A 26,108-nucleotide genomic window follows, 5' to 3' on the forward strand; every position below is an offset into this window, starting at 1 on the left:
CATTTGGACTTTTTCAGCTTCGTTTTAACTAGAAACGAAACAACTTAACTAAAAATTTTAAACTTAACCAACTTAAGTTTAAAAACTAAAACTAATTCCAGAATACAAACCAATAAAATAAGGTCTGAAATTGCTAGAATTTTCATTAAAAGTATTGATCTGGTATTTAAACATAGGTTGGAAATTTGCATTAAAGCTTTTCCAGAACGAGTATTTAAAACCCAAACCGACATTGCTACTAAAATGTATATTGTTTAAATTATTTGCTCTACCAACTTCCATTTCTAAACCATTTGCTACTAAAGAAATATTGTTTTGATTTAGAAATAAAGTACTCATTCCTCCAACTAATTCTATTCCAAATTTTTTATCAATTAGTTTGTAACTAAACTCAAAAGGAACTTCAATGTATGAGATGTTTTGTTTTAAAGCACCTATATTATTATCTATAATTACATTTTCTACATCACCAGATATTTCATCGATATTTGCATTTTTTGAACTGAACGCCATATTAGTAGCGTTTGCATTTCTTGATATCGAAGGAATGTTATTTTCAACTTCTCTCATTCTAGATTCAAAAATAACATCATTTGTATTATAGCTAAGATTAATGTTGTTTACACCTGCTTTTAAGCTTAATTTATCATTTATTGCGTAACTTCCTGCAACACCTATGCTTAAAGTTGTTGAATAGTTTTTACTGTTCGAATTAAATTGCTCATCAATAGAAGATCCTTCTGCTAAAGAATTAAAATAAACAGGCGACGCGGTAGTGCTAATCGCCCATTTACTTCTTTTTTCTTCTTTTTCATCTTCATTTTTCCCAGCCTCTTTTTCTTTAAGCAATTCTTCTAGCGGATTGGTTTCTGTTACAACTTCTGCAACTAGAGTACTATCTTGAACAATAATTTCGTTAGAAGCAACAACATTTGAAATCGTTGTTGTATTGCTAATGGAATCATTGTTTGTAATTACTTTTGTGTTTGATGTTTTATCTTCAAAAAAAGCATCAATCGTTTCTTTGTTAAATAAAGCTTTATCTTCTTTATTATTAACTACGTTATTATTGTCAAATAGGTTTTCAAAATCGGAATTATTTTTATTTAACTTATCTTTTGAATTTCTTTTAGACTTAGATTTTTTGGTATTAGAAACAACTACTGTTTCAGAATTTTCTTTAGAAAGACGTTGTTTTTTATTACTGTTTTTAATTGTATTTTTCGGTTGGTACTTTGAATTTAAATCTGTGTTTTTTTCTATTTTATTGTTTGTTACAACTGCGTTAGATTTTCCAGAATTATTTTTAAAGTTTTTATTCGAAAGTTTCTCTTTATATATGTTAGACTTCTTATTGTTTTGATTGTCTGTGTCAAATGGATTTTTTTCAGAATCTTTTTCGTTCGATTTTAATTCGTATACTAAAGATTCTTCGTTAGAATTATTGTTTTTTAAATTTTTATCGTTGTTTTTTACATCATTATTATTTACAATAGAATTTTCAAAACTTGGCAATTCTTTAGTGTCATTATTGCCTAAAAAATTCCAAATTAACGTTCCAACTAATAATAAAGAAGCTGCAATTCCTGAATATTGAAACCAAATAGGAACAATTCTTTTCTTCTTTTTTTCTTTTAACCGATCAGCAATAAAATCCCAAGAATCTTCAGGCGGTAAAGCTTCAAAATTTTTGAATTTTTCTTGAAATAATCGTTCTATATTTTTATTTTCTTTCATTTACTTTTTTTTACATCAAAACTGTTGTTCAATTCTATTTTAGTTTTTAAAATAGCTTTTGCTCTAGCTAAATTTGATTTAGATGTTCCAATATTAATTTCAAGCATTTCTGAAATTTCTTTATGAGAATATCCGTCTAAAACATATAAATTAAATACCAATCGATATCTATCTGGTAACTCTTGTATTATTTTAGTTAAAAACTCAAGACTAATGGCATCATCATCAATTTCTAGTTCCTCTTCTGCCGGAATTTTTTCTGAAACAATTTCAAAAACAGTTTGCTTTCTATATTGTTGTAAAACATAATTTATAACGATTCGTTTTGCCCAGCCTTCAAAAGAACCCGAATTTTTATATTGGTTTATTTTTTCAAAAATGATTAAAAAACTTTCTTGCAAATTATCTTGAGCCTCTTCATAGTTTCGCGAATACTTTAAACACACAGAAAATAATTTAGGCGCTAATAAGCGATAAACATGTTCTTGTGCTTTTGTATTGTTTTTACCACACTCATATATAAGTTGCTCTATGACCAATTTGATATTTGTTAATTAACAGGAATATCATGAATTATAAAGGTATCATTTCCTTGATCGTCAGTTCCTGTCCAAAATTTAAAAATATAATTTCCGGTATTGGTAACATGAAAATTAAATGTTTCTTGAACCAATATATTTTCTACAGGAGCACAATTGCCTCTTTCTTCAACTAAATTTTGTACTGCACAAGTTCTTGTGTTTAAATCTTTTTCATAGTATACTCCATATGGAGAATGACAGTTTGATGGTCTGTAATATTCCATAGTAATTTGATATACTTCACCAAGTACAAATTCTGATGGTATTTCAACAGTATGAACTGGTAAAATTTCAACAGTAAAATTATTCTCATCTAACTGACAAGAATTGAATAAAAACAAAAGACTTACTAATAAAACTAATTTTTTCATTTGTATGGTTATTATACTTATTAGATTAAATTTTTTTAAAAAGGTTGCGTCAATTTACAAAAAAAATCACGCTCAAGGCGTGATTTAATTTCTAAGCGTTATTTTCTTTAATTAGATCTTTAATTTTTTGCTCTAATTCGTCCATTAATTCTGGGTTATCTTTAATTAAAGCTTTTACAGCATCTCTACCTTGTCCTAATTTAGTTTCTCCATAACTAAACCAAGAACCACTTTTCTTAATTACTTCAAATTCTACAGCTAAGTCTAAAACTTCACCTACTTTTGAAATTCCTTCGCCATACATAATGTCAAATTCTGCAGTTCTGAATGGTGGTGCCACTTTGTTTTTAACGATTTTAACTTTAGTTCTGTTTCCTAATACGTTATCACCATCTTTAATCTGAGTCGATTTACGAATATCAATACGAACCGAAGCATAAAATTTTAATGCATTACCACCGGTAGTTGTTTCTGGACTTCCAAACATAACCCCAATTTTATCACGTAATTGGTTAATGAAGAAAACAGTACAATTTGTTTTATGAATAGTTCCTGTTAATTTTCTTAATGCTTGCGACATCAAACGTGCGTGTAATCCCATTTTAGAATCACCCATATCGCCTTCAATTTCACTTTTTGGTGTTAAAGCAGCAACCGAGTCAATGACTACAATATCAACCGCACCCGAACGGATTAAACTTTCTGCAATTTCTAAGGCTTGTTCACCATTATCAGGTTGAGAAATAATTAAATTGTCGATGTCAATTCCTAATTTTTCCGCATAAAAACGGTCAAATGCGTGTTCTGCATCAATAAACGCAGCAATTCCTCCTGCTTTTTGTGCTTCAGCAATGGCATGTAATGTTAACGTAGTTTTACCTGACGATTCTGGTCCGTAAATCTCAATAACTCTTCCTCTTGGGTAACCATTTACTCCAAGCGCTAAGTCAATTCCTAATGAACCCGAAGGTATAGCTTCTATTTCTTCAACAGCGCTATCGCCTAGTTTCATTACGGTTCCTTTTCCGTACGTTTTGTCAAGTTTGTCTAATGTTAATTGTAAGGCTTTTAATTTGGCTTCTTTATCTGCACTCATAATATGATATTTTTCGTAAAAATACAGCTTTTTTTATTTGTTCCAAAAATTGTTAATATGTTTTCATTCAGCATCAATAGTTTGATTTTTAATCAATTTTATTACCTTTGACGCCGAGTTCTTCCATTTAGAACTCATAACATATTCTGTACAGACGCCATTAATCGCGTCTTTAATCTTAAAACGTTTATAGCATGCAACTGTATAACACCTTAAGCGCAGAAGAAAGAGCTCAATTAATTGATGAAGCCGGAAAACAACGTCTTACATTATCTTTCTATGCGTATGCCAAAATTGAAGATCCCAAAAAATTTCGCGACGATTTATTTATCCAATGGAACCAACTCGATGCTCTAGGTCGTACCTATGTAGCCAAAGAAGGAATTAATGCTCAAATGAGTGTTCCAGCAGAAAACTTTGAAGCTTTTCGCGAAACATTAGAAGCGTATGATTTTATGCGTGGCATTCGTTTGAATGTAGCTGTAGAACACGACGATCATTCCTTTTTAAAACTAACCGTAAAAGTTCGTGACAAAATTGTAGCTGACGGTTTAAACGATGAAACATTTGATGTAACCAACATCGGTGTGCATTTAAAAGCGGCAGCATTCAATCAAATATTAGAAGATCCAAACACGATTGTAGTAGATTTTAGAAATCATTACGAAAGCGAAATCGGTCATTTTAAAGGTGCTATTACTCCAGATGTGGAAACTTTTAGAGAAAGTTTACCAATTATCAACGAACAATTAAAAGACTTTAAAGAAGATAAAAACCTAGTGATGTATTGCACCGGAGGAATTCGTTGCGAAAAAGCGTCAGCCTATTTTAAACATCAAGGTTTTAAAAATGTATTCCAATTAGAAGGCGGAATTATCAATTATGCCAAGCAACTTAAAGAGGAAGGTTTAGAAAGTAAATTCATTGGAAAGAACTTCGTTTTTGACCATAGATTAGGAGAACGAATTACTAATGATATTGTTTCGCAATGTCATCAATGTGGAAAACCATGCGATAATCATACGAATTGTTTAAACGATGGTTGTCATTTATTATTCATTCAATGTGATGATTGTAAAGCCGCAATGGAAAATTGTTGTTCTACCGAATGTTTAGAAATTACCCATTTACCATTAGCCGAACAAGTTAAGCTTCGTAGAGGAAAACAAGTTGGAAATAAAGTCTTCCGAAAAGGAAAATCAGAAAATTTGAAATTCAAACATTCAGGTGAACTTTCGGATAAACCATTAGCAGTTGCCAATACAACCAATGACATTCGCCAAAAAATAAAAGTAAAAAAAGTATTGCTTGGCAAAGCGGAACATTATTATGTAAAAGCACAAGTTGGACTTTTTATGATTGAAAACAATGACTTAAATGTAGGAGATAAAATCTTAATTTCGGGTCCAACAACTGGAAATCAAGAATTGGTTTTAGAAAAAATGTTGGTAAACGGAACAGAAAATTCATCAGCTAAAGTTGGCGATAAAGTAACTTTTGAAGTGCCTTTTAGAGTAAGATTATCCGATAAATTATTTAAAATTATTGGCTAATGACTGCTTCAGGAAAAATAGAATTGATGGCGCCTGCAGGAAATTTCGAATCCATGCAAGCGGCCCTAGATAATGGTTGCGATTCCATTTATTTTGGCGTTGAACAATTAAACATGCGTGCTCGAGCAACAGTGAATTTCGTTTTAGACGATTTGCCAGAAATTGCTCGTCGTTGCAACGAAAAAAATGTTAGAACGTATCTAACTTTAAATACCATTATTTACGATCATGATTTATCAATTGTAAAAACTCTTTTAACCAAAGCCAAAGAAGCAGGAATTACGGCTGTAATTGCATCTGACCAAGCGGTTATTATGACGGCCAGAACGATAGGAATGGAAGTGCATATTTCAACCCAATTGAATGTGACTAATATCGAAACAATAAAATTCTATGCTATGTTTGCCGATACCATTGTATTGTCTCGCGAGTTGAGTTTACGTCAAGTGAAAAAGATTACTGATGATATCGAAAAAGAACAAGTTAAAGGTCCAAGTGGCAATTTAGTTGAAATTGAAATTTTTGGTCACGGCGCTTTATGCATGGCGGTTTCGGGAAAATGTTATTTGAGTTTACATTCACATAATTCGTCTGCTAATCGTGGAGCCTGCAAACAAAATTGCCGTAAAAAATATACCGTAATCGACCAAGAAAGTGGTTTCGAAATAGAAGTGGATAACGAATATTTAATGTCGCCAAAAGATTTATGTACATTAGATTTTCTAGACCAAGTTATAAATTCTGGAATTAAAGTTTTAAAAATTGAAGGACGCGGACGTGCTGCCGATTATGTGGCAACGGTTATCAAAACGTATCGTGAAGCTATCGACTCGCATTACGAAGGAACTTTTACTAAAGAAAAAATAAATACTTGGATGGAAGCTTTGGCAACCGTTTACAATCGCGGATTTTGGAGTGGTTATTACCTTGGACAAAAATTAGGAGAATGGTCAGATAACCCAGGTTCAAGTGCCACTCAAAAGAAAGTATATGTTGGGAAAGGAATGCATTATTTTCCAAAATCAAGTATAGCTGAATTTAAAATTGAAGCCTATGACATTAAGAAAGGCGATAAAATTTTAATTACAGGTCCGTCAACTGGAGCTCAAGAATTAATTTTAGAAGATTTTTTTGTTAACGATGCAACTTCTGAAAAAGCAACTAAAGGAGATAGTTGTACATTAAAAGTGCCATTTAGAATTCGTTTATCAGATAAAATGTATAAAATCGTAGAGAACTAATGGTTGTTGTTACATTACAAAGAGATAAATGTATTGGTTGCAATTACTGTGTAGAAATGGCACCAGCACAATTTCAAATGTCTAAAAAAGACGGTAAATCAGTTTTAATAAAATCGGTAAATTCTAAAGGTTTTTATACTTTAAAATCGGCAGATCATACTATTGTTGAAAATTGTGAGTTAGCAGAAAAAGCTTGCCCAGTTCATATAATTACGATAAAAGAAACATAATTTTCTGTTTTACAATACTATAAACTTGCCTATTTCGTTTTAATACGGAATAGGTTTTTTATTTTTAGTATGTTTCAATAAAATGAAGTTTGAAAGTTTCAACAAAAAATCAATATCTTTACACACAAAAGCGTTTTGAAACGTAGTCCTTTAAGGACAATCACTATATATATTTAAATTATGGCATGTACAAACTGTTCAACTTCTGATGGCGGAGCGCCAAAGGGGTGTAAAAATAATGGGACTTGCGGCACCGATAGCTGCAACAAACTTTCGGTTTTCGATTGGTTATCAAATATGACATTACCTGGAGGACAAGCTCCTTTTGATGCGGTTGAAATTAGATTTAAAAACGGAAGAAAAGAATTTTTTAGGAATACCGAAAAATTAACCTTGTCTATAGGGGATATCGTGGCAACCGAAGCGTCGCCTGGGCATGATATTGGAATTGTAACTTTAACAGGAGAATTAGTTAAAGTTCAAATGAAGAAGAAGAATGAAAATCCGGATAAAGACTTAGCAAAAGTATACAGAAAAGCTTCTCAAAGAGATATTGATATTTGGACAGAAGCCCGAAATAAAGAAGAAGCAGTTCGAATGAAAGCTAGAGAAATAGCTATTAATTTAAAATTAGAAATGAAAATTTCTGATGTTGAATTTCAAGGTGATGGCTCTAAATCCACTTTTTATTATACTGCAAATGATAGAGTCGATTTTCGTCAATTAATTAAAGAATTTGCTCAGGAGTTTAAAGTAAGAATCGAAATGAAACAAGTTGGTTTTCGTCAAGAAGCCTCTCGTTTAGGAGGAATTGGTTCTTGCGGAAGAGAACTTTGTTGTTCTACATGGTTAACCGATTTTAGAAGCGTTAATACTTCTGCTGCACGATACCAACAGTTGTCTTTAAACCCTCAAAAACTAGCGGGTCAATGTGGAAAATTGAAGTGTTGTTTAAATTATGAATTAGATACTTATTTAGATGCATTGAAAGATATGCCTGACATGGAAACAAAACTTTACACAGAAAAAGGAGATGCGTACTGTCAGAAAATCGATATTTTTAAAGAAATCATGTGGTTTTCTTATGCTAATGCACCAGCGCAATGGATGGTTTTACCTGTTGCAAAAGTGAAAGAAATTTTAGCAATAAATAAGAAAAAAGAACGTGTAGCTGCTTTAGAAGATTATGTAGTTGAAACAGTTCAGGAAGTAGAGAAAAAATTTGAAAATGTAGTAGGTCAGGATAGTTTAACTCGTTTTGATCAACCTAAGAAAAAATCAAATAATAGAAACAAAAAAAAGAAACCTACAAATTATAAAAATGCACCTAAAAAAGACTAATTTTATTGGGTTAATGCTAATTGCGTTGCTTTTTATCTCTTGTGATAAAAAACAATTTTTTAGCGAGTATAAAGAATTAGATGGTACTTGGAAAAAGTCAGATACCCTGCGTTTTACATTTGAACAAAACGATACAATTAATCCGTATCATTTATTTTTGAATGTTAGAAACAATAACGATTATCCGTTTAATAATATGTACCTAATTGTTTCTTTAAAAGAGCCAGGAATAAAACCTACTATAAAAGTAGATACTTTAGAGTACCAAATGGCAAATCCTGACGGAACACTTATGGGAGAAGGTTTTTCAGATATTAAAGAAAGTAAATTGTGGTATTTAGAAAACTACAAATTCAATAGAGTTGGAAAATATAATGTAGAGATTGTTCAAGCTGTTCGAGAAACTGGTAAAGTTGATGGAGTAGCAGATTTAAAAGGGGTTACAGAATTAGGGTTACGAATAGAAAAAATAAAATAGTATGGCTACCAAAAAAGCAAATACAAACGATTTTTCAGAGTATAAAAGAAAATTTTGGCAATTATTTGCCTACGGATTTTTAGGAATTATTTTTTTATTCCTTTTTGCCTCGTGGGGATTTTTTGGAAAAATGCCTTCGTTTGACGATTTAGAAAATCCAGATTCAAATGTAGCAACCGAAATAATTTCCTCTGACGGAGTTGTTATTGGTAAATTTTATAAAGAAAACAGAACACCCGTTAAATACGAAGATTTGCCAAAACATTTAGTTGAAGCTCTAGTTTCAACTGAAGATGAACGTTTTTATGAACATTCAGGTATAGATGCAAGAGGAACATTGAGAGCAGTAGTAAAATTAGCTCAAGATGGTGGAGCCAGTACGATTACCCAACAGTTAGCAAAAAATTTATTCCACGGAAGTGACGGTTCTAAATTCATTTTATTCAGGGTAATTCAAAAAGTTAAAGAGTGGATTATTGCTATTCGTTTGGAACGTCAATATACAAAACAAGAAATCATCGCATTATATTTAAACCAAGTAGATTTTGTAAACGGAGCAGTTGGGATTCGTTCGGCAGCAAAAATTTACATGAACAAAGAACCCAAAGATTTAACTATTGAAGAATCGGCTTTGTTTGTTGGGATGTTAAAAAACCCATCGTTTTATAATCCAAATCGTAAAAAGAGAGCCAAATTAGTTTTGGATAGAAGAAATACGGTTTTTGGCCAAATGTTAAAAAACGGTGTAATTTCAATATCACAAAAAGAAGAATTAAGTAAATTACCTATCAAGTTAGATTTCAAACCCGAGAGTCACTCGGAAGGAAGAGCAACTTATTTCAGAGAGTACCTAAGAGATTATATGAAAAAATGGGTCAAAAACCATTTAAAACCCGATGGAACTGAGTATGATTTGTATCGTGATGGTTTAAAAATTTATACTACTATTGATTCCAAAATGCAGCAATATGCTGAGGAAGCGGTTTCTGAACATCTTAAAAATCTTCAAAAGGAATTTTTTAGTGCTGCAAAGGATAAAAAGAATGCTCCTTTTGTAGATATTACTCCAGAGCAAACAGAAAAAATCATGATGCAGGCCATGAGAAATTCAGAACGTTGGAGAAAAATGGATTTGAATGGAAAAACTAAAGATGAAATTTTAAAATCTTTTGAAGTGCCTGCAAAAATGAAAATCTTTACTTATGAAGGGGAGAAAGACACCATCATGAAACCTAAAGATTCTATTATTTATTACAAACACATGTTGCAAACGGGTATGATGGCTATGGAGCCAAGAAATGGTCATATCAAAGCATGGGTTGGTGGGGTTAATTACAAATATTTTCAATACGATCACGTTGGTCAAGGAGCAAGACAAGTAGGTTCTACTTTCAAGCCATTTCTTTACGCAACGGCTATAGAACAATTAGGAATGTCTCCATGTGATTCTATTATAGATAGTTATTTTACTATGCCAAAAGGCAAATGGGGTATTGATGCCGATTGGTCTCCAAAAAATTCAGATGGAAATTATAGAGGCACCATTACTTTGCAAAAAGCGTTGGCCAATTCTGTAAATACAGTTTCTGCTAAGTTAATAGATAGAGTGGGTCCACAAGCTGTTGTTGATATGGTAAAAGAACTAGGAGTAACATCAAACATTCCGGTTCAACCATCAATTGCATTAGGAGCTGTAGATATTACAGTAGAGCAAATGGTTGGCGCCATCAGTACCTTTGCAAATCAAGGAGTTTATGTTAAGCCAACATTTATTATTAAAATCGAAAATAAAAATGGTGTAGTACTAGACCAAACTGTTTCTTATCAAAAAGATGTTGTAAATAAAGATGTGGCGTATGCTGTTATTAAATTAATGGAAGGTGTTACACAATCAGGAACAGGTTCTCGATTAAAATGGGGAGGAGCAGGATTTAAAAATTACGATTATAGTTTTGGTAATCCTATTGCTGGTAAAACAGGAACTTCGCAAAACAATTCAGACGGATGGTTTATTGGAATGGTGCCTAACTTAGCAACAGGAATTTGGGTAGGAAATGAAGACCGATCAGCTCACTTTAGAGACACTAGAAGAGGTCAAGGAGCAACCATGGCATTACCTATTTGGGGAATTTTTATGAAAAAATGTTACGGCGATAGCGATTTAGATGTGTCAAAAGAACCTTTTGAAAGACCTGAAAATTTATCTATTAAAGTAGATTGTTGGACACCAAAAAAAGTGGTAGATTCAACAGAGATTCCTACTGATGAGCCTAACCTAGACGAATTCGGATTATAAACAACAACAAACTAAAATATGATTTCTAGAAAAGTTAATAACGTTAAAGAAGCGTTGGAAGGAATTCAAGACGGACAAACCATTATGTTAGGTGGGTTTGGATTATGTGGAATTCCAGAAAATAGTATTGCTGAATTAGTAAATAAAAACGTAACCAATTTAACTTGTATTTCAAACAATGCAGGTGTAGATGATTTCGGATTGGGATTACTATTACAAAAACGTCAAATTACAAAAATGATTTCTTCTTATGTAGGAGAAAATGCAGAATTTGAACGTCAAATGCTTTCAGGTGAATTAGATGTAGAACTAACTCCACAAGGAACTTTAGCTGAAAAATGTCGAGCTGCTCAAGCAGGAATTCCCGCGTTTTTTACACCAGCAGGTTACGGAACAGAAGTAGCTGAAGGAAAAGAAACTCGTGAATTCAACGGAAAAATGCACGTAATGGAATTGGCGTATAAAGCTGATTTTTCTATTGTAAAAGCATGGAAAGGCGACGAAGCAGGAAATCTTATTTTCAAAGGAACAGCTCGTAATTTTAACGCTTGTATGGCAGGTGCTGCAAAAATCACAATTGCTGAGGTAGAAGAATTAGTCCCAGCTGGAACTTTAAATCCAAACGAAATTCACATCCCAGGAATTATGGTAAATCGTATTTTTCAAGGAGAGAAATTTGAGAAAAGAATTGAGCAAAGAACAGTTCGTAAAAAGTAATCAGTGTTCAGTTTTGTGATTAGTAAAAGAAGAGAATGTAAAAAGTTAATACAAGAAGTCAGTTTTTTAATATAACTTAAAAAAGCAATAGCAAACGTATTAGTTTTTACTAAAAAGATGAAAATAACCGTTATATGAATAAAGATGATATTTTTATTTTATTAAGTTTAGGATATGGGATTGGTGGAATTCTTTTTTCGTGTATCTATACCTATTTTGTAATCAAATACACCAAATCATTACTATCTAAATGGGGTTTAATTTTTTTATTAGTTATAATTGGAGGTTCTATTTTATATCAATATCTTCCAATTTTTAATAATAATGGTAGGGTAGCTTTTGTAGATGAAACCAATTTTCTTGCCATTGCATTTCTTTTCACCCCTTTTCTTTTTTTAATTGTTAGAGATATAACATATTTAAATACTAATTTAATAAAACTTAAAATCAAAGACGCTCAAGAAATTGCCAAACAAACAAAATTGGAGGTTGTTGGTATTGATGAAAATCTAAAACATAATAGATTAGATTTATTTAAAATCTTTTATCGTGGAAAATTAAATGGGATATACAATTTTAATTTGTTAAGTTCTTGTGATTATCCAGTAATGAAATTGAATAGTAATGCTGACCCAAGATTTCATTATTATGGCTATTATAAAAGATTTACTTTTCAAATCAATGAAAAGTATCCTCATAGATTTTTTATATCAACTTCTCATAATTTAGAAATTGAAAACAGTATGGAAAATTTAATTCCTTTTATATCTAACAATACTAAATTTAATGATCTTTTTGGTATATATATTGAATCTAATAGTAGCTCACACTTATTTTTTAATGACATTAAAGTTCAACAAATATTAATTGATAACTTTACAAATATTAAAGGATATATTGATTTTAATTTTGAAATTGGAAAAGGTAAATTTAAGTCATCTGAAATAAATGAAAATTCTATTTCAACCTTTAATAGAAATTGGAGAAATATTGTTAATCAAATGCACATTAAAGATATTTCTTTAAAAATTAAACTTTTAGAGGAATTAATTTCTGAATGGGATTATATTAATTCAACTTATCAGCATCAAAGTGAAACAACCTAATTCATATTGGAAAATAACAGACGATTGTGTTGTTTTTATTAACACTTCGAATTTAACGATTTCCTTTAATAAAGGAACAGATCGACATTATGACAACATAAGTATTGAAGAAAATTTAGAAAAAGTAATAGAAAACAACAGTATAGTTATAGATAATCTATACAGCAATAATTTTTCAAATGAATTAATTGAAGAAATAATTCAAGCAGTAAACTATTTTCATTCTGATGAATATATCATTACTTTAAAATCTGATGAACAGATAAAAATTAAAAAATTAAAACAAAACAAGGATAGAGAACAATTTGTAGAACAAACGCTGCCACAAAAAATTGAAAATAGCATTATAAAGATAAAGCAAAACAATAAAAAAGCTATTATTCTTTACATTGTTCTAATTTTTATTATTATGTTAACACCTATTATTTGGAGTTTTTATAATGAAAAAGCATTTGTTTTTCTTATACCAATATCTATTTTTATTGCAGTATTTATTTATCAGATTTCGAAATTAATTAATTTAAAACCAATGTATGGAGAAGCAAATGTTATTGAAATTTATGCTTCTAATGGTTCTTACACAAATCCTGTTTCTGGTAAGTTAAACATTCCATCAGTCATATATGTTAAAGTAGAAAAACATAAGCTTTATCAAATAAAAAACAATAGTATCGATTATTCTAATAGTAAAAGCGTTGAACAATGTAGCTATCAATTTACAAACGTATTAAACTCTGTTATTTTAAATAAAAAACACATACAATTTGTTTTAAATACAGATAATGAAATTAAAATTTTAGAATAGTTTTATTTTAAAGTTAGGAAGAAAAAAATAAATTATATTTATAAAAAGTAAAGATGAAAACCGCTTATTAATAACAAAAATTATATGTTAACAAAAGAAGATATAGCAAAAAGAATAGCACAAGAAGTTAAAGATGGTTACTATGTGAATTTAGGAATCGGAATCCCAACTTTAGTTGCCAATTATGTTCGCACCGATATTTCAGTAGAATTTCAGTCTGAAAATGGTGTATTAGGAATGGGACCTTTCCCTTTTGAAGGAGAAGAAGATGCCGATATCATCAACGCAGGAAAACAAACGATTACAACTTTACCAGGAGCAAGTTTCTTTGATTCGGCATTTAGTTTTGGAATGATTCGTGCGCAAAAAGTAGATTTAACTATTTTAGGTGCAATGGAAGTTTCTGAAAATGGAGACATTGCCAACTGGAAAATTCCAGGAAAAATGGTAAAAGGAATGGGTGGCGCGATGGATTTAGTTGCATCGGCAGAAAATATCATTGTAGCTATGATGCATGTAAATAAAGCTGGGGAATCTAAAATTCTTAAAAAATGTTCACTTCCATTAACCGGTGTAGGATGTGTTAAAAAAGTAGTTACTGAATTAGCAGTTTTAGAAGTAACTCCAAAAGGATTCAAATTATTAGAACGCGCACCGGGTGTTTCTGTTGAAGATATCATTAAAGCAACCGAAGCCGATTTAATTATTGAAGGAGATATTCCTGAAATGAGTATTTATTAGCCAATGAGGCAATAAGCCAATGTGACAATGAGAGAATGTGTCAATTAGTCAATGAATCAATGATAAGAATTGGCACATTGACACATTTTCAAATTGACTAATTAGATTGACACATTGACACATTTTAAAATTGACACATTAAATATATAAGCCATGATAACATTTCAAGAAAAGTACAAAAACAATTTAATTCTTTTAAAATCATTTGAATTTGCAAAAAAAGTGGTTCAATACACAGAAAAATTAGAAGAAGACAGAAAGTATGTAATCGCCAATCAACTATTAAAATCAGGAACTTCAATCGGAGCTAATATCAAAGAAGCTCAAAATTCTGAAAGCAAAGCAGATTTTATTCATAAAATGAAAATTGCAATGAAAGAAGCTGATGAAACCGAATTTTGGTTATTCCTTTGTAATGAGTTGGAAAATTATCCAAATACAGAAGAATTATTATCCGAAGTTTTTGATATATTGAAAATCACAAACAAAATCATTTCAACCACTAAAAAAGGCTAATGAGTCAATTAGCCAATATGTCAATTAGTCAATAAAGGAATTGGCTCATTTTCAAATTGACTAATTTAATTGGCACATTGACTAATCGACTAATTGACACATTAATATGTTCCCAAAAGTAATTCTAAAATCAGGTAAAGAAAAATCTATTCAACGTCGTCATCCATGGATTTTCAGTGGTGCGGTTTATGGCGTGAGTCGTGAAATAAACGATGGCGAAATGGTAGATGTAGTCGATTCGAAAAACAATCATTTAGGAACAGGATATTTCAGTGATAAAGGAAGTATTGTAGTTCGAATTTTAACGTTTGCCAATGAAACTTTCTCTGAGAACTTTTGGGCAGCCAAACTACAATCGGCTTGGGAATTACGTTGGAAATTATTGGATTTGGAAGTTACCAATGCGTTTCGTGTTATTCATGGTGAAGGCGATGGAATTCCAGGTTTAATCATCGATTATTACGATAAAAATTGGGTTATTCAAGCCCATTCAACGGGAGTTTTTCTTCAAATGGAGCAAATAGCTGAAGCCATAAAATCCAATTTTTCAACTTATTGCGAAACCATTTATTGTAAAAGTTCAGGAACATTACCTAATACAGGAACCGATTATTTCTTATTTGGTAATAGAGCAGAAGCAGTTGCAAAAGAGAACAACATTTTGTTTTCAGTAAATTGGGTAGAAGGACAAAAAACAGGTTTCTTCTTAGACCAACGCGAAAACCGAAAATTGCTAGGCGAATTCTCAAAAGGCAAAAAAGTACTAAATACGTTTTGTTACACAGGCGGATTTTCCATTTACGCGATGAGCTCAGGAGCAGAATTGGTTACCTCGGTGGATATTTCTCAAAAAGCAGTAGATTTGGCAGCGAGTAATATGGAATTGAATTTTCCAAATGCTAATCACAAAGCTGTAGCTGACGATGTATTCAACTTCATGAAAGCGCACACGCAACAATATGATATTATTGTTTTGGATCCACCCGCTTTCGCGAAAAGCATCAAAAGCAAGCACACCGCAACGCAAGCCTACAAACGCTTAAATATTGCAGGATTAAAAGCCTTAGCACCTAACGGAATTTTATTCACATTCTCATGCTCGCAAGTAATTGACGATGTTTTATTTTACAACACGGTTGCCGCAGCAGCTATAGAAACCGGAAGAAACATCAGAGTTTTACACAAATTAGAACAAGGACCCGATCACCCAACGAATATTTACCATCCAGAAGGGCATTATTTAAAGGGGTTAGTGTTGTTTGTGGAGTAGTTTAAAGTGTTCAGTGTTCAGTTTGAAGTGTTCAGTATTTAGCGCATAGTTTGTCATTCAGAAGGAATCTCGCAGATTAATTTTAAATGTTTTTACTTTATGATTAGATTTTTCAGCATCTTACTTTTTACTCTTTTTTTGTTTAGTTGTAAACAGAAATCAGAATTAGTACAAGCTGAAATGAAGTCATTTAATATGAAAATAGATTTTAGACTTTATTCTGATAGCACATACATTTTTAAAAGAATTTATGAATTTGATTCAATTAAAAATGAAACCTTTGAAGGAAACTTTAAGTTGCTAAATGATACTCTTATTTGTTATGGCGATTTTAATTTTAATGGTCTTATAAAGAATAACTTTATTGAATCTAACCAAGAGTATGAAAAATATGAAATCATAAATTCAAAAATTAAGTCGAATATAAAAATCGATTTTAAAAAATTTCCAACTTATACAACTTTTGCATTTGGTAAATCAAAAAAATATAATCGTTTTAACGAAACTGCTATTCCTTATGAATTAACAGAAAATGATTTAATTAAAATAGATTCCATTTTACCAATTTGCATGAATAAAACAAGTTATTTCAAAGGAGTGAAGAAAACAGACAACTATTCAAAACAATGTGTTGCAACAAAAAACAGGAATGATGAAATAGAAGTTTGGATTAATTGCGCATGCTCAGGAATAGCTAAAGAGTCATTCAAATATTTCATAGGGGCTGTTTATGATGGAGGACATTGTTTTTTTAGATTAAAAATTAATTTAACTACAAAAGAATGTTTTGATGTTGTTGTAAATGGTTATTAAAAAAACCTGCAAGTCTTTCAACTCACAGGCTATCTTAATACTTAATTCTTCTATCTTAATACTTTAAAGATTCATAAAAAAATCATTTCCTTTATCATCTGTAATAATAAACGCAGGGAAATCTTTTACTTCAATTTTACGCACAGCTTCCATTCCTAATTCTGGGAAATCAACCACTTCAACACTTAAGATGTTTTCTTTTGCTAAGATTGCTGCAGGTCCACCAATTGAGCCTAAATAGAAACCACCATAAGTAGCACAAGCATCAGTAACCGCTTGTGTTCTATTTCCTTTTGCTAACATAATCATACTTCCACCTGCTGCCTGAAACTCGTTTACATAAACGTCCATTCTTCCTGCAGTTGTAGGTCCAAAACTTCCTGAAGGCATTCCGTCTGGTGTTTTAGCCGGACCAGCGTAATATACAGGGTGATTTTTGAAATACTCTGGCATTGGTTTTCCAGCGTCTAATAATTCTTTAATTTTTGCATGTGCTATATCACGAGCCACAATTAATGTTCCGTTTAATTTTAAACGTGTTTTAATAGGGTATTTAGATAAATCGGCTAAGATTTCAGCCATTGGTCGGTTCAAATCCACATCAATTGCTGGTGCTAAATGAGGAGCTGTAGCTGGTAAAAATTGTGCCGGATTGGTTTCTAATTGCTCTAAGAAAATACCATCTTTCGTGATTTTCCCTTTAATATTTCTATCTGCAGAACACGAAACTCCCATTCCCACTGGGCAAGAGGCAGCATGTCGCGGTAAACGAATGACGCGAACATCATGTGTTAAATATTTTCCGCCAAATTGAGCTCCAATTTGACTTTCTTGACAAATGATTTGTACTCTTTTTTCCCATTCTAAGTCACGAAAAGCCTGACCAGCCATGTTTCCAGAAGTAGGTAAATTATCATAATATCCTGCCGATGCTTTTTTAACTGCTGCTAAATTAGCTTCTGCCGAAGTTCCACCAATTACTAATGCTAAGTGATAAGGCGGACAAGCCGCTGTTCCTAAATCTAAAATACGTTCGCGAACAAATTCTTCCATTGATTTGTCGTTCAATAACGATTTTGTTTTTTGATATAAGAAGGTTTTGTTTGCCGAACCACCACCTTTTGTTAAAAATAAGAATTCATACGAATTTCCTTTTTTAGCATAAATATCAATTTGTGCCGGAAGATTGGAACCTGAGTTTTTTTCTTCAAACATCGAAATTGGAACAATTTGCGAGTAACGAAGATTTTTATTTTGGTACGTGTTGTAAATTCCTTTTGACAACCATTCGCCATCTTCTACGCCTGTGTATACGTTTTCACCTTTTTTGGCAACTACAATTGCAGTTCCAGTATCTTGGCAAGAAGGCAATTGCCCTTCTACAGCAATTGATGCATTTTGCAACAAATTATAAGCCACAAAACGGTCGTTATCTGTTGCTTCTGGGTCTTCGATAATGTGTCGCAGTTTTTGTAAATGTGCCGAACGCAGCATAAACGAAACATCGTCCATAGCTTCTTGTGCTAATAATTCTAAACCTTTTGGGTCAACCACTAAGATTTCTCTATCGCCAAGTTGCTCTACTTTTACGTAATCTGAAGTTAATTTTTTGTAGTGTGTATCGTCTTTTAAAATAGGATACGGGTCTTGATATAAAAAGTCCATTGTGTGTATGTTTTGAAAGGTAAAGTTACGGATTTTTGTAGTATTTGTGAAATTCTAGTTTCTTAAATAAATTATTGTCTTGATTTTATTATTGAGTTTACTTCAATAAAATTGTAACCAATATCGATTGTTTTGGAAGAGTTATTTTTATAAATGAATTTATAATACCTTCCATCTGTTTCTATTTTATTAAAAAGAAAACCCTGATTCAAATAAGAGAAGTTTAATCTGTATTTTGGCTTAAAACTTATATCACATACTTTACCTTTTATTAATTCTAATTCAAGCAAAAATAATTCTGAATTATATATTTTATTTTGGACTTTTTTATTTTCAAAAGAAGGAAAATGTATACGATTATCAAAAAGAAAAACAGTATCATTTTTCTTTTTAACTTCTTGATATAAATAACTTATTTCATTATAAGCAGCAAAAAAATCTAATGGAGCTTTATTTGCATAATCTTGAATAGACTTTACAATTTTTCCGTTTTTAATGAATGATATTGTATTGCTCTGAGCATCAGTAACAGATCTGTTGTATGAGTCATCCATTTTAAGGATATCAATTTTATCAAAATTATCAAATATTTGAGTAACTGTTTTTAAATCTAATTGAGTTTTAAAATCATTTTCATTTGTATTATAACCCAATCCTTTGAAATACATTTCTCCTTTTCTATTGATATATGTTGTATTTATTCCGCAACATCCAAATCCACCTTCTCTATCAACAACTATGGCGTCATATAGCGTAGAATTGTTATAATTATTTTCTTTTTTAACTAAATTATATTCTGTTTGATTTTGGTCTTCAAGAATTAAATTCTTTTGATTTACCTTTTTAATTTTATATTCTACCCAAAAAGAACCCGATTTATCCCAAAAAAGTAATGTAGAGTCTTTTACTTTATATTTTGTTTTTGTTCCTAAAAAACGTTTGGCATTAATTTTCATATTTAGGTTTTTACGATCAAAATGTATTACTTTCATTAAAGTTGGTACATCTTCATAGAACCCAAACTTATATTCAAGAATACTATCGTTTAAAACATTTAAGCCAAAAATTTCTTCATCGAAGGAATCATAACCTTCATTTTTTAATTGTTCATCAAAACACCAGTTACCTATTAAGAGGTTTTCCTCTTTTTCTTCACAAGAAAAAAAGAAAATAAAAATTAGTAAAAAGAATATATTTTTCATGCCTTAAAAAAACCAAAGTGCCACAAAAATCGCCGTAATTACACAAATTAAATCTACTAATAGCATAGTTGTAAGTGCGTAACGTGTATTTTTAATGTTTACAGAGCCAAAGTAAACTGCAATTACATAAAAAGTACTTTCGGCACTACACTGAAAAATACTACTTAATCTTCCTGTTAAAGAATCGGCTCCAAAAGTATTCATCGAATCAATTAAAAATCCTCTTGACCCAGCAGAACTGAAAGGTCGTAATAAAGCAACAGGTATAGCATCAACAATTTGTTTATTTATTCCAAAATTAGAAAACACAAAGGCTAAACCATTGCTTATAATATCAAACAAACCACTATTTCTAAATAATGAAATTGCTGCTAACATTGCTAAAACATATGGAAAAATAGTAACTCCGGTTTTTATACCATTATTTGCTCCTTCAACAAAGGCTTCAAAAACAGTAGTTTTCGCTTCGGCAAATAATTTCTCTTTTCGAAAGGCATAAATTAAAGTAAAACCAATAATGGCTAATAATATTAATCCTGAAAGGTTAGAAGTAAAATAGTTTTTTCCAATTAAATCCAAATGATTTACATACATCAATAACCCAATGATTGCCCCAATCAATGTCATTAAGCCAATTGCTAAAGAAGCACTTTTAAAATTGATTTTTTGTTTAATACCAACAATAATAAAAGCAGCGATTGTGCCAATAAACGATGTAATTATACATGGCAGCATTACGTCTGCAGGATTACTAGAACCAGCTGCTGCGCGGTAACCAATAATAGAAGTTGCAATTAATGTTAATCCAGATGCATGCAAACACATAAACATAATTTGGGCATCGCTTGCCTTGTCTTTATCCGGATTTATTTCTTGTAAACTTTGCATGGCTTTCAAACCAAAAGGAGTTGCTGCCGAGTCTAACCCTAAAAAGTTTGCCGCAAAATTTAGCGTCATATAGGAAATGGAAGGATGATTTTCGGGAATACTTGGAAATACTTTTACAAAAACAGGACTCAATACTTTTGCTAATTTTCCAGAAACTCCAGAAATAATTAATAATTCCATCAATCCGCAAAAGAAGGCTAAATAGGCAATAAGCGGAATAATAATATCAACCAAACTACTTTTGCATGTTGCTAATAAACCATCAGATTTTTGAACACCGCTATAAATTTGAACCGCTTTATTTTTGTAAACATACGTTGTATCGTTATTAGATAAATCACGATTGACAATCATTGTTTTATCTTCTTTCAATTCGATACTGTCTCTAATGAAAGCAGGAACTTGATCAATATACTTTTCAGAAATTAAAATAGGATCGCCTTTTTCGCCATTTAACACATAGTCTATAGTGTAATTACTACCCGAAAACAAGCTAATGACAACAAATAAAATGGAACTAATAAATATTACTAACCAAAATCTACTTAAAACCATAAATCAATATTTTTCGTAAATGTAATATTAAATGAACAAATATTAAATAAAATTAAATATTTAGAAATTTAGATAAATAATTTTATATTTGTAAATTAATCATTAACCAAACCTACTAATTAACATGAAAATCAGAACATTACTACTTGTTTTTTCTATGATTTTTTCTGGATTCATTTTTTCACAAACTAAAGAAGATGCTGAAAAAATAACCAAAAATTATGATTTAGAAAAAATTAAAGAATTAGAAGTTTCTTATAAAAAGAAAGAGGAAGCTGAGAAAAAGGCAGCTTATGAAGCTGCAAGAATTAATGGATGGCCTATTACAATTAAAAAAGAAGACGGGACCTTTCAGGAATTAATGAAATTAACCCCAGACGGTTATCCAGTTTATTATTCTACCAATAATGTTAATGCTGCAAGATCAACTCGAACTAATTATTTGAACACAGGAGGTGGTTTAGGACTTACTTTGGATGGACAAAACATGGTTGCTAGGGTTTGGGACGGTGGAACTGTTAGAAGAACACACAGAGGATTTGAGACGGGTAGACTTACAACGGTAGATGATCCATCAGGAACAACATATGCAGATCATGCTACACACGTTTCAGGAACAATTATTGCCAATAGATGGAGTGTGGGGTCTAATAGTATTAAAGGGATGGCAACACAAGCTACCGCTAGAACTTTTAACTGGACCGATGATGAAACAGAAGCTTTGTCTGAAGTAGCATTAGGTATGTTGGTTTCTAACCATTCATATGGAGTGCCTGTTACCGGTTCTACAGGAACAACGCTTCCATCATGGTACATTGGTTCATATGTGGAGGATTCAAGAGCATGGGATGAGATTGCATATTATGCACCATATTATCTTCCTATTTATTCTGCAGGGAATGATGGAACAAATAATAACAATGCAGATCCTATAGCCGCAGGTTTTGATAAATTAGTTGGAAATAAAGTGGCTAAAAATGTATTAACTGTTGCTAATGCTCAAGATGCTGTTATTAATGCTGATGGTTCTCTTTCAAGTGTAGCAATTAATTCTTCAAGTAGTCAAGGCCCTACTGATGATAGAAGAATTAAACCAGATATTACGGGGAATGGTACTTCAGTAAACTCTGTTGTTGAAACTTCAGATACCGCAACGGGTCAAATGACAGGAACTTCAATGGCTGCTCCTAATGTTACAGGAACCCTTTTGTTATTACAACAACATTATAAAAATTTAACGAATAGTTTTATGACTGCTGCAACTTTAAAAGGTTTGGCTTGTCATACTGCGGATGATGCTGGTGCAGTTGGTCCTGATCCTAGATTTGGTTGGGGATTATTAAATGCTAAAAAAGCTGCCGAAACTATTTCAAATAACGGTCTTTCTTCTTGGGTTTCTGAAGAAAAATTAAATCAAGGTCAAACTTTTACAATGAGTGTTTCTTCAAATGGTGGAGTAAACAATCCATTAATTGCATCAATAACCTGGACGGATGTTCCTGGTGAAGCTAATAATGGTCAAAGATTAACGCCAAATGATCCATTTAAATCATTAGTTAATGATTTAGATATTAGAATCACAAAAGACGGTACTACTTATTACCCATGGAGATTAGATGTAAATGCTCCTACTTCTCCAGCATTAAGAAATGGAGATAATGATGTGGATAATGTTGAGGTAATAAAAATAGATGCTCCTGCTGCAGGTAACTATGTTATTACAATTACTCACAAAGGAAATTTAGTATCTGGTAGTCAAAATTACTCATTAGTAGTTACAGGAATTGCTTCAAATTTTGCTCTTGTTCCTACATCAGAAAATGCTGAATTATGTAGTAACCAAACAGCAACTTATACTTTTAGTTACAATCAAACAGGTGGAGCAACTACTAATTTTTCTACTGTAGGTATTCCTGCTGGAGCAAATGCAACTATTTCACCAACTAGTTTAAATACAAATGGAACGGTAACACTAACAGTATCAAACTTACCAGCTGTTATTCCTGGAGAATATAATGTTGGAATTGTTGGTAATAATGGAATTGAATCAGAAACAAGAACTAAAGTTTTAAAAATTTATAGTTCAACTTTTCAACCAGTTGTGATAACATCTCCTACTAATGGATTTAATGGTGCGGCAACTACAGTTAATCTTCGTTGGCAAGCAAATTCTAATGTTGAAAATCAATTAGTACAATTATCTACTAGTCCAACATTTTCAACTTTTGTTGTAAATCAGTCTACGCCAAATACAAATTATATAGTTTCTGGTTTAAATCAAGATACAATGTATTATTGGAGAATTGTGCCTTCTAATAGATGTGGTGCTGAAAATGAAAATTCTGCAGTTGTAAATTCATTTAGAACAGGAATATTATCTTGTGGAAATACTTTTTCTGCTACTGATTTTTCAGATGCTGTATTGGCAGATGTTGCTAATTCATCAGCAAGTGTTCCTGTAACTGTTACAGGTGGTTTAACAATTGGTGAAATGAGAGTTTCATTTGATATGACACATACTTATGTTCAAGATATGACAATAACTTTACAAGGTCCGGCTTCAATTGGAAGTCCAGTTGTAATTTTATTACAACAACCATGTGGAGATAATGATGATATTAGTTGTCGATTTGTTGACTCAGGTACTACACCGGCTTGTACAGGAGTTCCTGCAATTTCTGGTGATATTGCTCCAGTAGATCCTTTTACTAATTTAAATGGTTTAAATGCAGATGGTGTATGGACACTATTGGTAGATGATCCATTTAATGGTGATGGTGGAACTATTTCTAATTTCACAATTGAAATATGTGCTGTAACTGCATCATTAAGTTCAAATGATAATGTATTTAATTCGTTAAGTGTTTTCCCTAACCCAGCAAAAGGAACTGTTAATATTGATTTAGCAGGAGCTGTTACGGGAGATACTACTTATGAATTATTTGATGTTCAAGGAAGAAAAGTGGTTACTAAAGTTTCTTCAAATAATTTTGAAACATTAAACGTTGAAAATTTATCTGACGGAATTTATATGTTAAGCATTCAAAATGGAAGTGCTAAAACAACTAAAAAGGTGGTTATTAATAATTAATCATGTTTAGTATATAATTAAAAGGGAGCTAATAGCTCCCTTTTTTTATATATCTAAATATATAATTTTTCTTGTTGCTTTTGAATAAAAATATCCTTCTTTAAAAGTTGTTTTTTCAACCCAATTTCCAAATTGGTCGTATATGAATTTAATACTATATTCTCCTTCTAAATTATTTTTTTTAAAAATTTCACTTTCAAAATCAAAATATGTTAAATCCCATATTTTAATTTCACCTCTGTTTTGGAATTTTGAGTAACTATTTAAATTTCCTTCTTCGTCATAAAAATAATCGTAACCTTCTAATTCTAATAAATAAACCTCTCTTTCAAGCTGACCTTTCTTATTAAATATTTTAGAGATGACAGGTCTGAAGTTATATTTTATATGGTTAATGTTAATAAGTTTTGTACCATTTTTATAGGCTGGATAATCTTCATTCATTTCTTCTAGACCAAAATCTGTGGTGTCAATAGTTGATTTATAATAAATAGTTTTAACTAACCTACTTTCATTATCATACATAAAGCATTCATAATTTTTAATAAATCCTAAAAATTGGCCAACACTATCTTTTGCTTTAAAAAACTCGGTTTTAGTAATTATTTTTTTGTTTGTGTTATATTTATAATCTAACTTTTTTTCTTCTTCAGTTAAAACTTTACTTGTGTAAGTCTTTATAAAGGTTGTAGAATCTTTTGAGTATTCCCAGTCACCATCACTTATTATTTCACCATTTGAATTAAATGTATTAAACCATCTAGTTTTATGGTTAGTATTACTTGTTTTTTCAATATATTCTTCTTTTATCTTCTTTTGTTCATTTTTTTGCGAAAAGGCAATAATTGAAATGAGGTAAAAAGTAAATAAAAAATTATTTTTTAATTTCATCTTCATAATTTAGATATTTAAAAATTTCTTTATCTAGCTCTAGTATTCCAAATTCTAAATCTGGGGTTTTTTTATTATACTTTTCTCTATTTGAAAAATAAGTACTGTTTAATATAAATAATTTAATTTCATCATTTTGTTTAAATAAAATTCCTTTATATGTTTTTTCATCTTTAGTAATTCCTGTGAACGATTCTAATATTAAAAATTTATCAGTTTTTAAATATTCTTGCAACAGTACTTCATCATCAAAAGTTTTTACATTTTCCTTTTTTATTAAATATTTTGATAGATCTTCGATAGAATAATTTTCTTTAATAAAATTGCGTGTTTTTGTAACCATTAAATTATATTTTCTAGCTAAATATTCTTTTTTAGGAAGTTTATTTTTATACTCAAATTCTATTTTATTTGATTCCAAATTAACTTCTGATATTCCCTTTTTAACAAAATCAATTTCACCATTTTCTTGATTTTCGGCTTTATTTTTATCAATTTTATAAACAAAATAAACTCTAAGTGTACTTTCATCTAAAAGATCGAAATTATCTTCTATGCTGTAATTATTAACATAATGTCCAATTAAAATTTCTTGATTTGGTTTAATTTCAATATTAGCATCTTCTGTATTAATATTTCCACAACGCAATCTTCCTTTATGATTATTTAGTTTTCTCCATTTTCCGTCTTCGAATGCTTCTGCAACAAATTTAACAGTTGGATTAAATACATCGATTACAAAATTGAAGTCTCTAGCTTTTAAAAGAGTAATTGGTTTTTTACTATTATTTTTAATTTTAAGATCAAACTCAAACTCATAATGTGAGCTATCATTTTTTATGGCTAAAAGCTCTAACTCATTATTTTGAGCTGTAGTAATAAATCCTATTAGAAGAAATATAAAAATTTTTATTTTTTTCATTT

Annotated in this window: 23 protein-coding genes; 14 read left to right on the top strand and 9 right to left on the bottom strand. The window is 30.9% G+C overall.

Annotated elements, in window-relative coordinates:
• Positions 1-78 precede the first annotated feature (78 nt).
• The 4 genes from GFJ99_RS01065 to recA form a co-directional block, all read right to left on the bottom strand.
• Complete coding sequence (locus GFJ99_RS01065; protein ID WP_153207162.1) at positions 79-1,737, bottom strand: hypothetical protein; 1,659 nt, start codon at positions 1,735-1,737, stop codon at positions 79-81.
• Complete coding sequence (locus tag GFJ99_RS01070; RefSeq protein ID WP_008255504.1) at positions 1,734-2,276, bottom strand: RNA polymerase sigma factor; 543 nt, start codon at positions 2,274-2,276, stop codon at positions 1,734-1,736. The genes GFJ99_RS01065 and GFJ99_RS01070 overlap by 4 nt, the downstream gene beginning before the upstream one ends.
• Positions 2,277-2,287: 11 nt before the next feature.
• Positions 2,288-2,689 carry a hypothetical protein gene (locus GFJ99_RS01075; RefSeq protein WP_008255506.1) on the bottom strand — a complete coding sequence of 134 codons (402 nt, stop codon included), beginning with the start codon at positions 2,687-2,689 and terminating at the stop codon, positions 2,288-2,290.
• A gap of 91 nt (positions 2,690-2,780) precedes the next feature.
• Entirely contained in the window at positions 2,781-3,785 is a 1,005-nt protein-coding gene (gene recA / locus GFJ99_RS01080; protein ID WP_008255507.1) for a recombinase RecA, read from the bottom strand.
• A 194-nt stretch (positions 3,786-3,979) separates the two neighbouring features.
• On the opposite strand from recA, the gene GFJ99_RS01085 reads away from it, so the two are divergent.
• The 13 genes from GFJ99_RS01085 (at position 3,980) to GFJ99_RS01145 (ending at position 16,892) form a co-directional block, all read left to right on the top strand.
• Complete coding sequence (locus GFJ99_RS01085) at positions 3,980-5,338, top strand: rhodanese-related sulfurtransferase (protein WP_153207163.1); 1,359 nt, start codon at positions 3,980-3,982, stop codon at positions 5,336-5,338.
• Positions 5,338-6,579: a peptidase U32 family protein gene (locus GFJ99_RS01090; protein WP_153207164.1), complete on the top strand. Its 1,242-nt coding sequence runs from the start codon at positions 5,338-5,340 to the stop codon at positions 6,577-6,579. Before GFJ99_RS01085 ends, GFJ99_RS01090 begins: the two co-directional genes overlap by 1 nt.
• Positions 6,579-6,809: a ferredoxin gene (locus GFJ99_RS01095; RefSeq protein WP_153207165.1), complete on the top strand. Its 231-nt coding sequence runs from the start codon at positions 6,579-6,581 to the stop codon at positions 6,807-6,809. Before GFJ99_RS01090 ends, GFJ99_RS01095 begins: the two co-directional genes overlap by 1 nt.
• Positions 6,810-6,989: 180 nt before the next feature.
• A complete protein-coding gene (locus GFJ99_RS01100) occupies positions 6,990-8,150 on the top strand; it encodes a regulatory iron-sulfur-containing complex subunit RicT (protein WP_153207166.1) in 1,161 nt (386 codons plus the stop codon).
• Entirely contained in the window at positions 8,131-8,628 is a 498-nt protein-coding gene (locus GFJ99_RS01105) for a gliding motility lipoprotein GldH (protein ID WP_008255515.1), read from the top strand. The genes GFJ99_RS01100 and GFJ99_RS01105 overlap by 20 nt, the downstream gene beginning before the upstream one ends.
• A gap of 1 nt (position 8,629) precedes the next feature.
• Positions 8,630-10,924: a penicillin-binding protein 1A gene (locus GFJ99_RS01110; protein ID WP_153207167.1), complete on the top strand. Its 2,295-nt coding sequence runs from the start codon at positions 8,630-8,632 to the stop codon at positions 10,922-10,924.
• Positions 10,925-10,942: 18 nt separating this feature from the next.
• The gene (locus tag GFJ99_RS01115) at positions 10,943-11,641 is read left to right on the top strand and encodes a CoA transferase subunit A (RefSeq protein ID WP_008255519.1); all 699 of its coding nucleotides are present in this window, start codon (positions 10,943-10,945) and stop codon (positions 11,639-11,641) included.
• Positions 11,642-11,775: 134 nt separating this feature from the next.
• Entirely contained in the window at positions 11,776-12,747 is a 972-nt protein-coding gene (locus GFJ99_RS01120; RefSeq protein ID WP_008255520.1) for a hypothetical protein, read from the top strand.
• Positions 12,734-13,552, top strand: coding sequence for a hypothetical protein (locus GFJ99_RS01125; protein WP_153207168.1), 819 nt, complete (start codon positions 12,734-12,736; stop codon positions 13,550-13,552). The genes GFJ99_RS01120 and GFJ99_RS01125 overlap by 14 nt, the downstream gene beginning before the upstream one ends.
• Positions 13,553-13,636: 84 nt before the next feature.
• Complete coding sequence (locus GFJ99_RS01130; protein WP_153207169.1) at positions 13,637-14,293, top strand: CoA transferase subunit B; 657 nt, start codon at positions 13,637-13,639, stop codon at positions 14,291-14,293.
• Between the two features lie 153 nt (positions 14,294-14,446).
• The gene (locus GFJ99_RS01135) at positions 14,447-14,809 is read left to right on the top strand and encodes a four helix bundle protein (protein ID WP_153207170.1); all 363 of its coding nucleotides are present in this window, start codon (positions 14,447-14,449) and stop codon (positions 14,807-14,809) included.
• Between the two features lie 106 nt (positions 14,810-14,915).
• The gene (locus tag GFJ99_RS01140; protein ID WP_153207171.1) at positions 14,916-16,079 is read left to right on the top strand and encodes a class I SAM-dependent rRNA methyltransferase; all 1,164 of its coding nucleotides are present in this window, start codon (positions 14,916-14,918) and stop codon (positions 16,077-16,079) included.
• 195 nt (positions 16,080-16,274) lie between these two features.
• Positions 16,275-16,892 (top strand): hypothetical protein, encoded by a 618-nt coding sequence (locus GFJ99_RS01145; protein ID WP_153207172.1) that lies wholly within the window; start codon positions 16,275-16,277, stop codon positions 16,890-16,892.
• A gap of 63 nt (positions 16,893-16,955) precedes the next feature.
• Here the strand turns inward: GFJ99_RS01145 and GFJ99_RS01150 are convergent, their stop codons facing one another.
• From GFJ99_RS01150 to GFJ99_RS01160, 3 genes are all read right to left on the bottom strand, one after another.
• Positions 16,956-18,557 carry a fumarate hydratase gene (locus GFJ99_RS01150; protein ID WP_153207173.1) on the bottom strand — a complete coding sequence of 534 codons (1,602 nt, stop codon included), beginning with the start codon at positions 18,555-18,557 and terminating at the stop codon, positions 16,956-16,958.
• A gap of 71 nt (positions 18,558-18,628) precedes the next feature.
• Positions 18,629-19,759 carry a DUF6438 domain-containing protein gene (locus GFJ99_RS01155; RefSeq protein ID WP_153207174.1) on the bottom strand — a complete coding sequence of 377 codons (1,131 nt, stop codon included), beginning with the start codon at positions 19,757-19,759 and terminating at the stop codon, positions 18,629-18,631.
• Positions 19,760-19,762: 3 nt separating this feature from the next.
• On the bottom strand, positions 19,763-21,202 hold the full coding sequence (locus GFJ99_RS01160) for a nucleoside recognition domain-containing protein (RefSeq protein WP_008255530.1): 1,440 nt from the start codon (positions 21,200-21,202) through the stop codon (positions 19,763-19,765).
• 124 nt (positions 21,203-21,326) lie between these two features.
• On the opposite strand from GFJ99_RS01160, the gene GFJ99_RS01165 reads away from it, so the two are divergent.
• Complete coding sequence (locus GFJ99_RS01165; protein WP_153207175.1) at positions 21,327-24,293, top strand: S8 family serine peptidase; 2,967 nt, start codon at positions 21,327-21,329, stop codon at positions 24,291-24,293.
• A 45-nt stretch (positions 24,294-24,338) separates the two neighbouring features.
• Here GFJ99_RS01165 and GFJ99_RS01170 read toward each other — a convergent pair whose 3' ends face one another.
• Positions 24,339-25,184 carry a hypothetical protein gene (locus GFJ99_RS01170; RefSeq protein WP_153207176.1) on the bottom strand — a complete coding sequence of 282 codons (846 nt, stop codon included), beginning with the start codon at positions 25,182-25,184 and terminating at the stop codon, positions 24,339-24,341.
• Entirely contained in the window at positions 25,168-26,106 is a 939-nt protein-coding gene (locus tag GFJ99_RS01175; RefSeq protein ID WP_153207177.1) for a hypothetical protein, read from the bottom strand. The genes GFJ99_RS01170 and GFJ99_RS01175 overlap by 17 nt, the downstream gene beginning before the upstream one ends.
• Positions 26,107-26,108 lie beyond the last annotated feature (2 nt).

This window comes from Flavobacterium sp. LMO6 (assembly GCF_009495795.1).
Classification (GTDB): Bacteria; Bacteroidota; Bacteroidia; order Flavobacteriales; family Flavobacteriaceae; genus Flavobacterium.

Bases quoted from the DNA above. Each gene is read 5' to 3' on its own strand.
- GFJ99_RS01120 (WP_008255520.1), top strand. From the start codon at position 11,776: ATGAATAAAGATGATATTTTTATTTTATTAAGTTTAGGATATGGGATT.
- GFJ99_RS01135 (WP_153207170.1), top strand. From the start codon at position 14,447: ATGATAACATTTCAAGAAAAGTACAAAAACAATTTAATTCTTTTAAAA.
- GFJ99_RS01090 (WP_153207164.1), top strand. From the start codon at position 5,338: ATGACTGCTTCAGGAAAAATAGAATTGATGGCGCCTGCAGGAAATTTC.
- GFJ99_RS01075 (WP_008255506.1), bottom strand. From the start codon at position 2,689: ATGAAAAAATTAGTTTTATTAGTAAGTCTTTTGTTTTTATTCAATTCT.
- GFJ99_RS01145 (WP_153207172.1), top strand. From the start codon at position 16,275: ATGAAAATAGATTTTAGACTTTATTCTGATAGCACATACATTTTTAAA.
- GFJ99_RS01170 (WP_153207176.1), bottom strand. From the start codon at position 25,184: ATGAAATTAAAAAATAATTTTTTATTTACTTTTTACCTCATTTCAATT.
- GFJ99_RS01160 (WP_008255530.1), bottom strand. From the start codon at position 21,202: ATGGTTTTAAGTAGATTTTGGTTAGTAATATTTATTAGTTCCATTTTA.
- GFJ99_RS01095 (WP_153207165.1), top strand. From the start codon at position 6,579: ATGGTTGTTGTTACATTACAAAGAGATAAATGTATTGGTTGCAATTAC.
- GFJ99_RS01105 (WP_008255515.1), top strand. From the start codon at position 8,131: ATGCACCTAAAAAAGACTAATTTTATTGGGTTAATGCTAATTGCGTTG.
- recA (WP_008255507.1), bottom strand. From the start codon at position 3,785: ATGAGTGCAGATAAAGAAGCCAAATTAAAAGCCTTACAATTAACATTA.
- GFJ99_RS01085 (WP_153207163.1), top strand. From the start codon at position 3,980: ATGCAACTGTATAACACCTTAAGCGCAGAAGAAAGAGCTCAATTAATT.
- GFJ99_RS01175 (WP_153207177.1), bottom strand. From the start codon at position 26,106: ATGAAAAAAATAAAAATTTTTATATTTCTTCTAATAGGATTTATTACT.
- GFJ99_RS01100 (WP_153207166.1), top strand. From the start codon at position 6,990: ATGGCATGTACAAACTGTTCAACTTCTGATGGCGGAGCGCCAAAGGGG.
- GFJ99_RS01130 (WP_153207169.1), top strand. From the start codon at position 13,637: ATGTTAACAAAAGAAGATATAGCAAAAAGAATAGCACAAGAAGTTAAA.
- GFJ99_RS01150 (WP_153207173.1), bottom strand. From the start codon at position 18,557: ATGGACTTTTTATATCAAGACCCGTATCCTATTTTAAAAGACGATACA.
- GFJ99_RS01110 (WP_153207167.1), top strand. From the start codon at position 8,630: ATGGCTACCAAAAAAGCAAATACAAACGATTTTTCAGAGTATAAAAGA.
- GFJ99_RS01165 (WP_153207175.1), top strand. From the start codon at position 21,327: ATGAAAATCAGAACATTACTACTTGTTTTTTCTATGATTTTTTCTGGA.
- GFJ99_RS01155 (WP_153207174.1), bottom strand. From the start codon at position 19,759: ATGAAAAATATATTCTTTTTACTAATTTTTATTTTCTTTTTTTCTTGT.
- GFJ99_RS01140 (WP_153207171.1), top strand. From the start codon at position 14,916: ATGTTCCCAAAAGTAATTCTAAAATCAGGTAAAGAAAAATCTATTCAA.
- GFJ99_RS01115 (WP_008255519.1), top strand. From the start codon at position 10,943: ATGATTTCTAGAAAAGTTAATAACGTTAAAGAAGCGTTGGAAGGAATT.
- GFJ99_RS01065 (WP_153207162.1), bottom strand. From the start codon at position 1,737: ATGAAAGAAAATAAAAATATAGAACGATTATTTCAAGAAAAATTCAAA.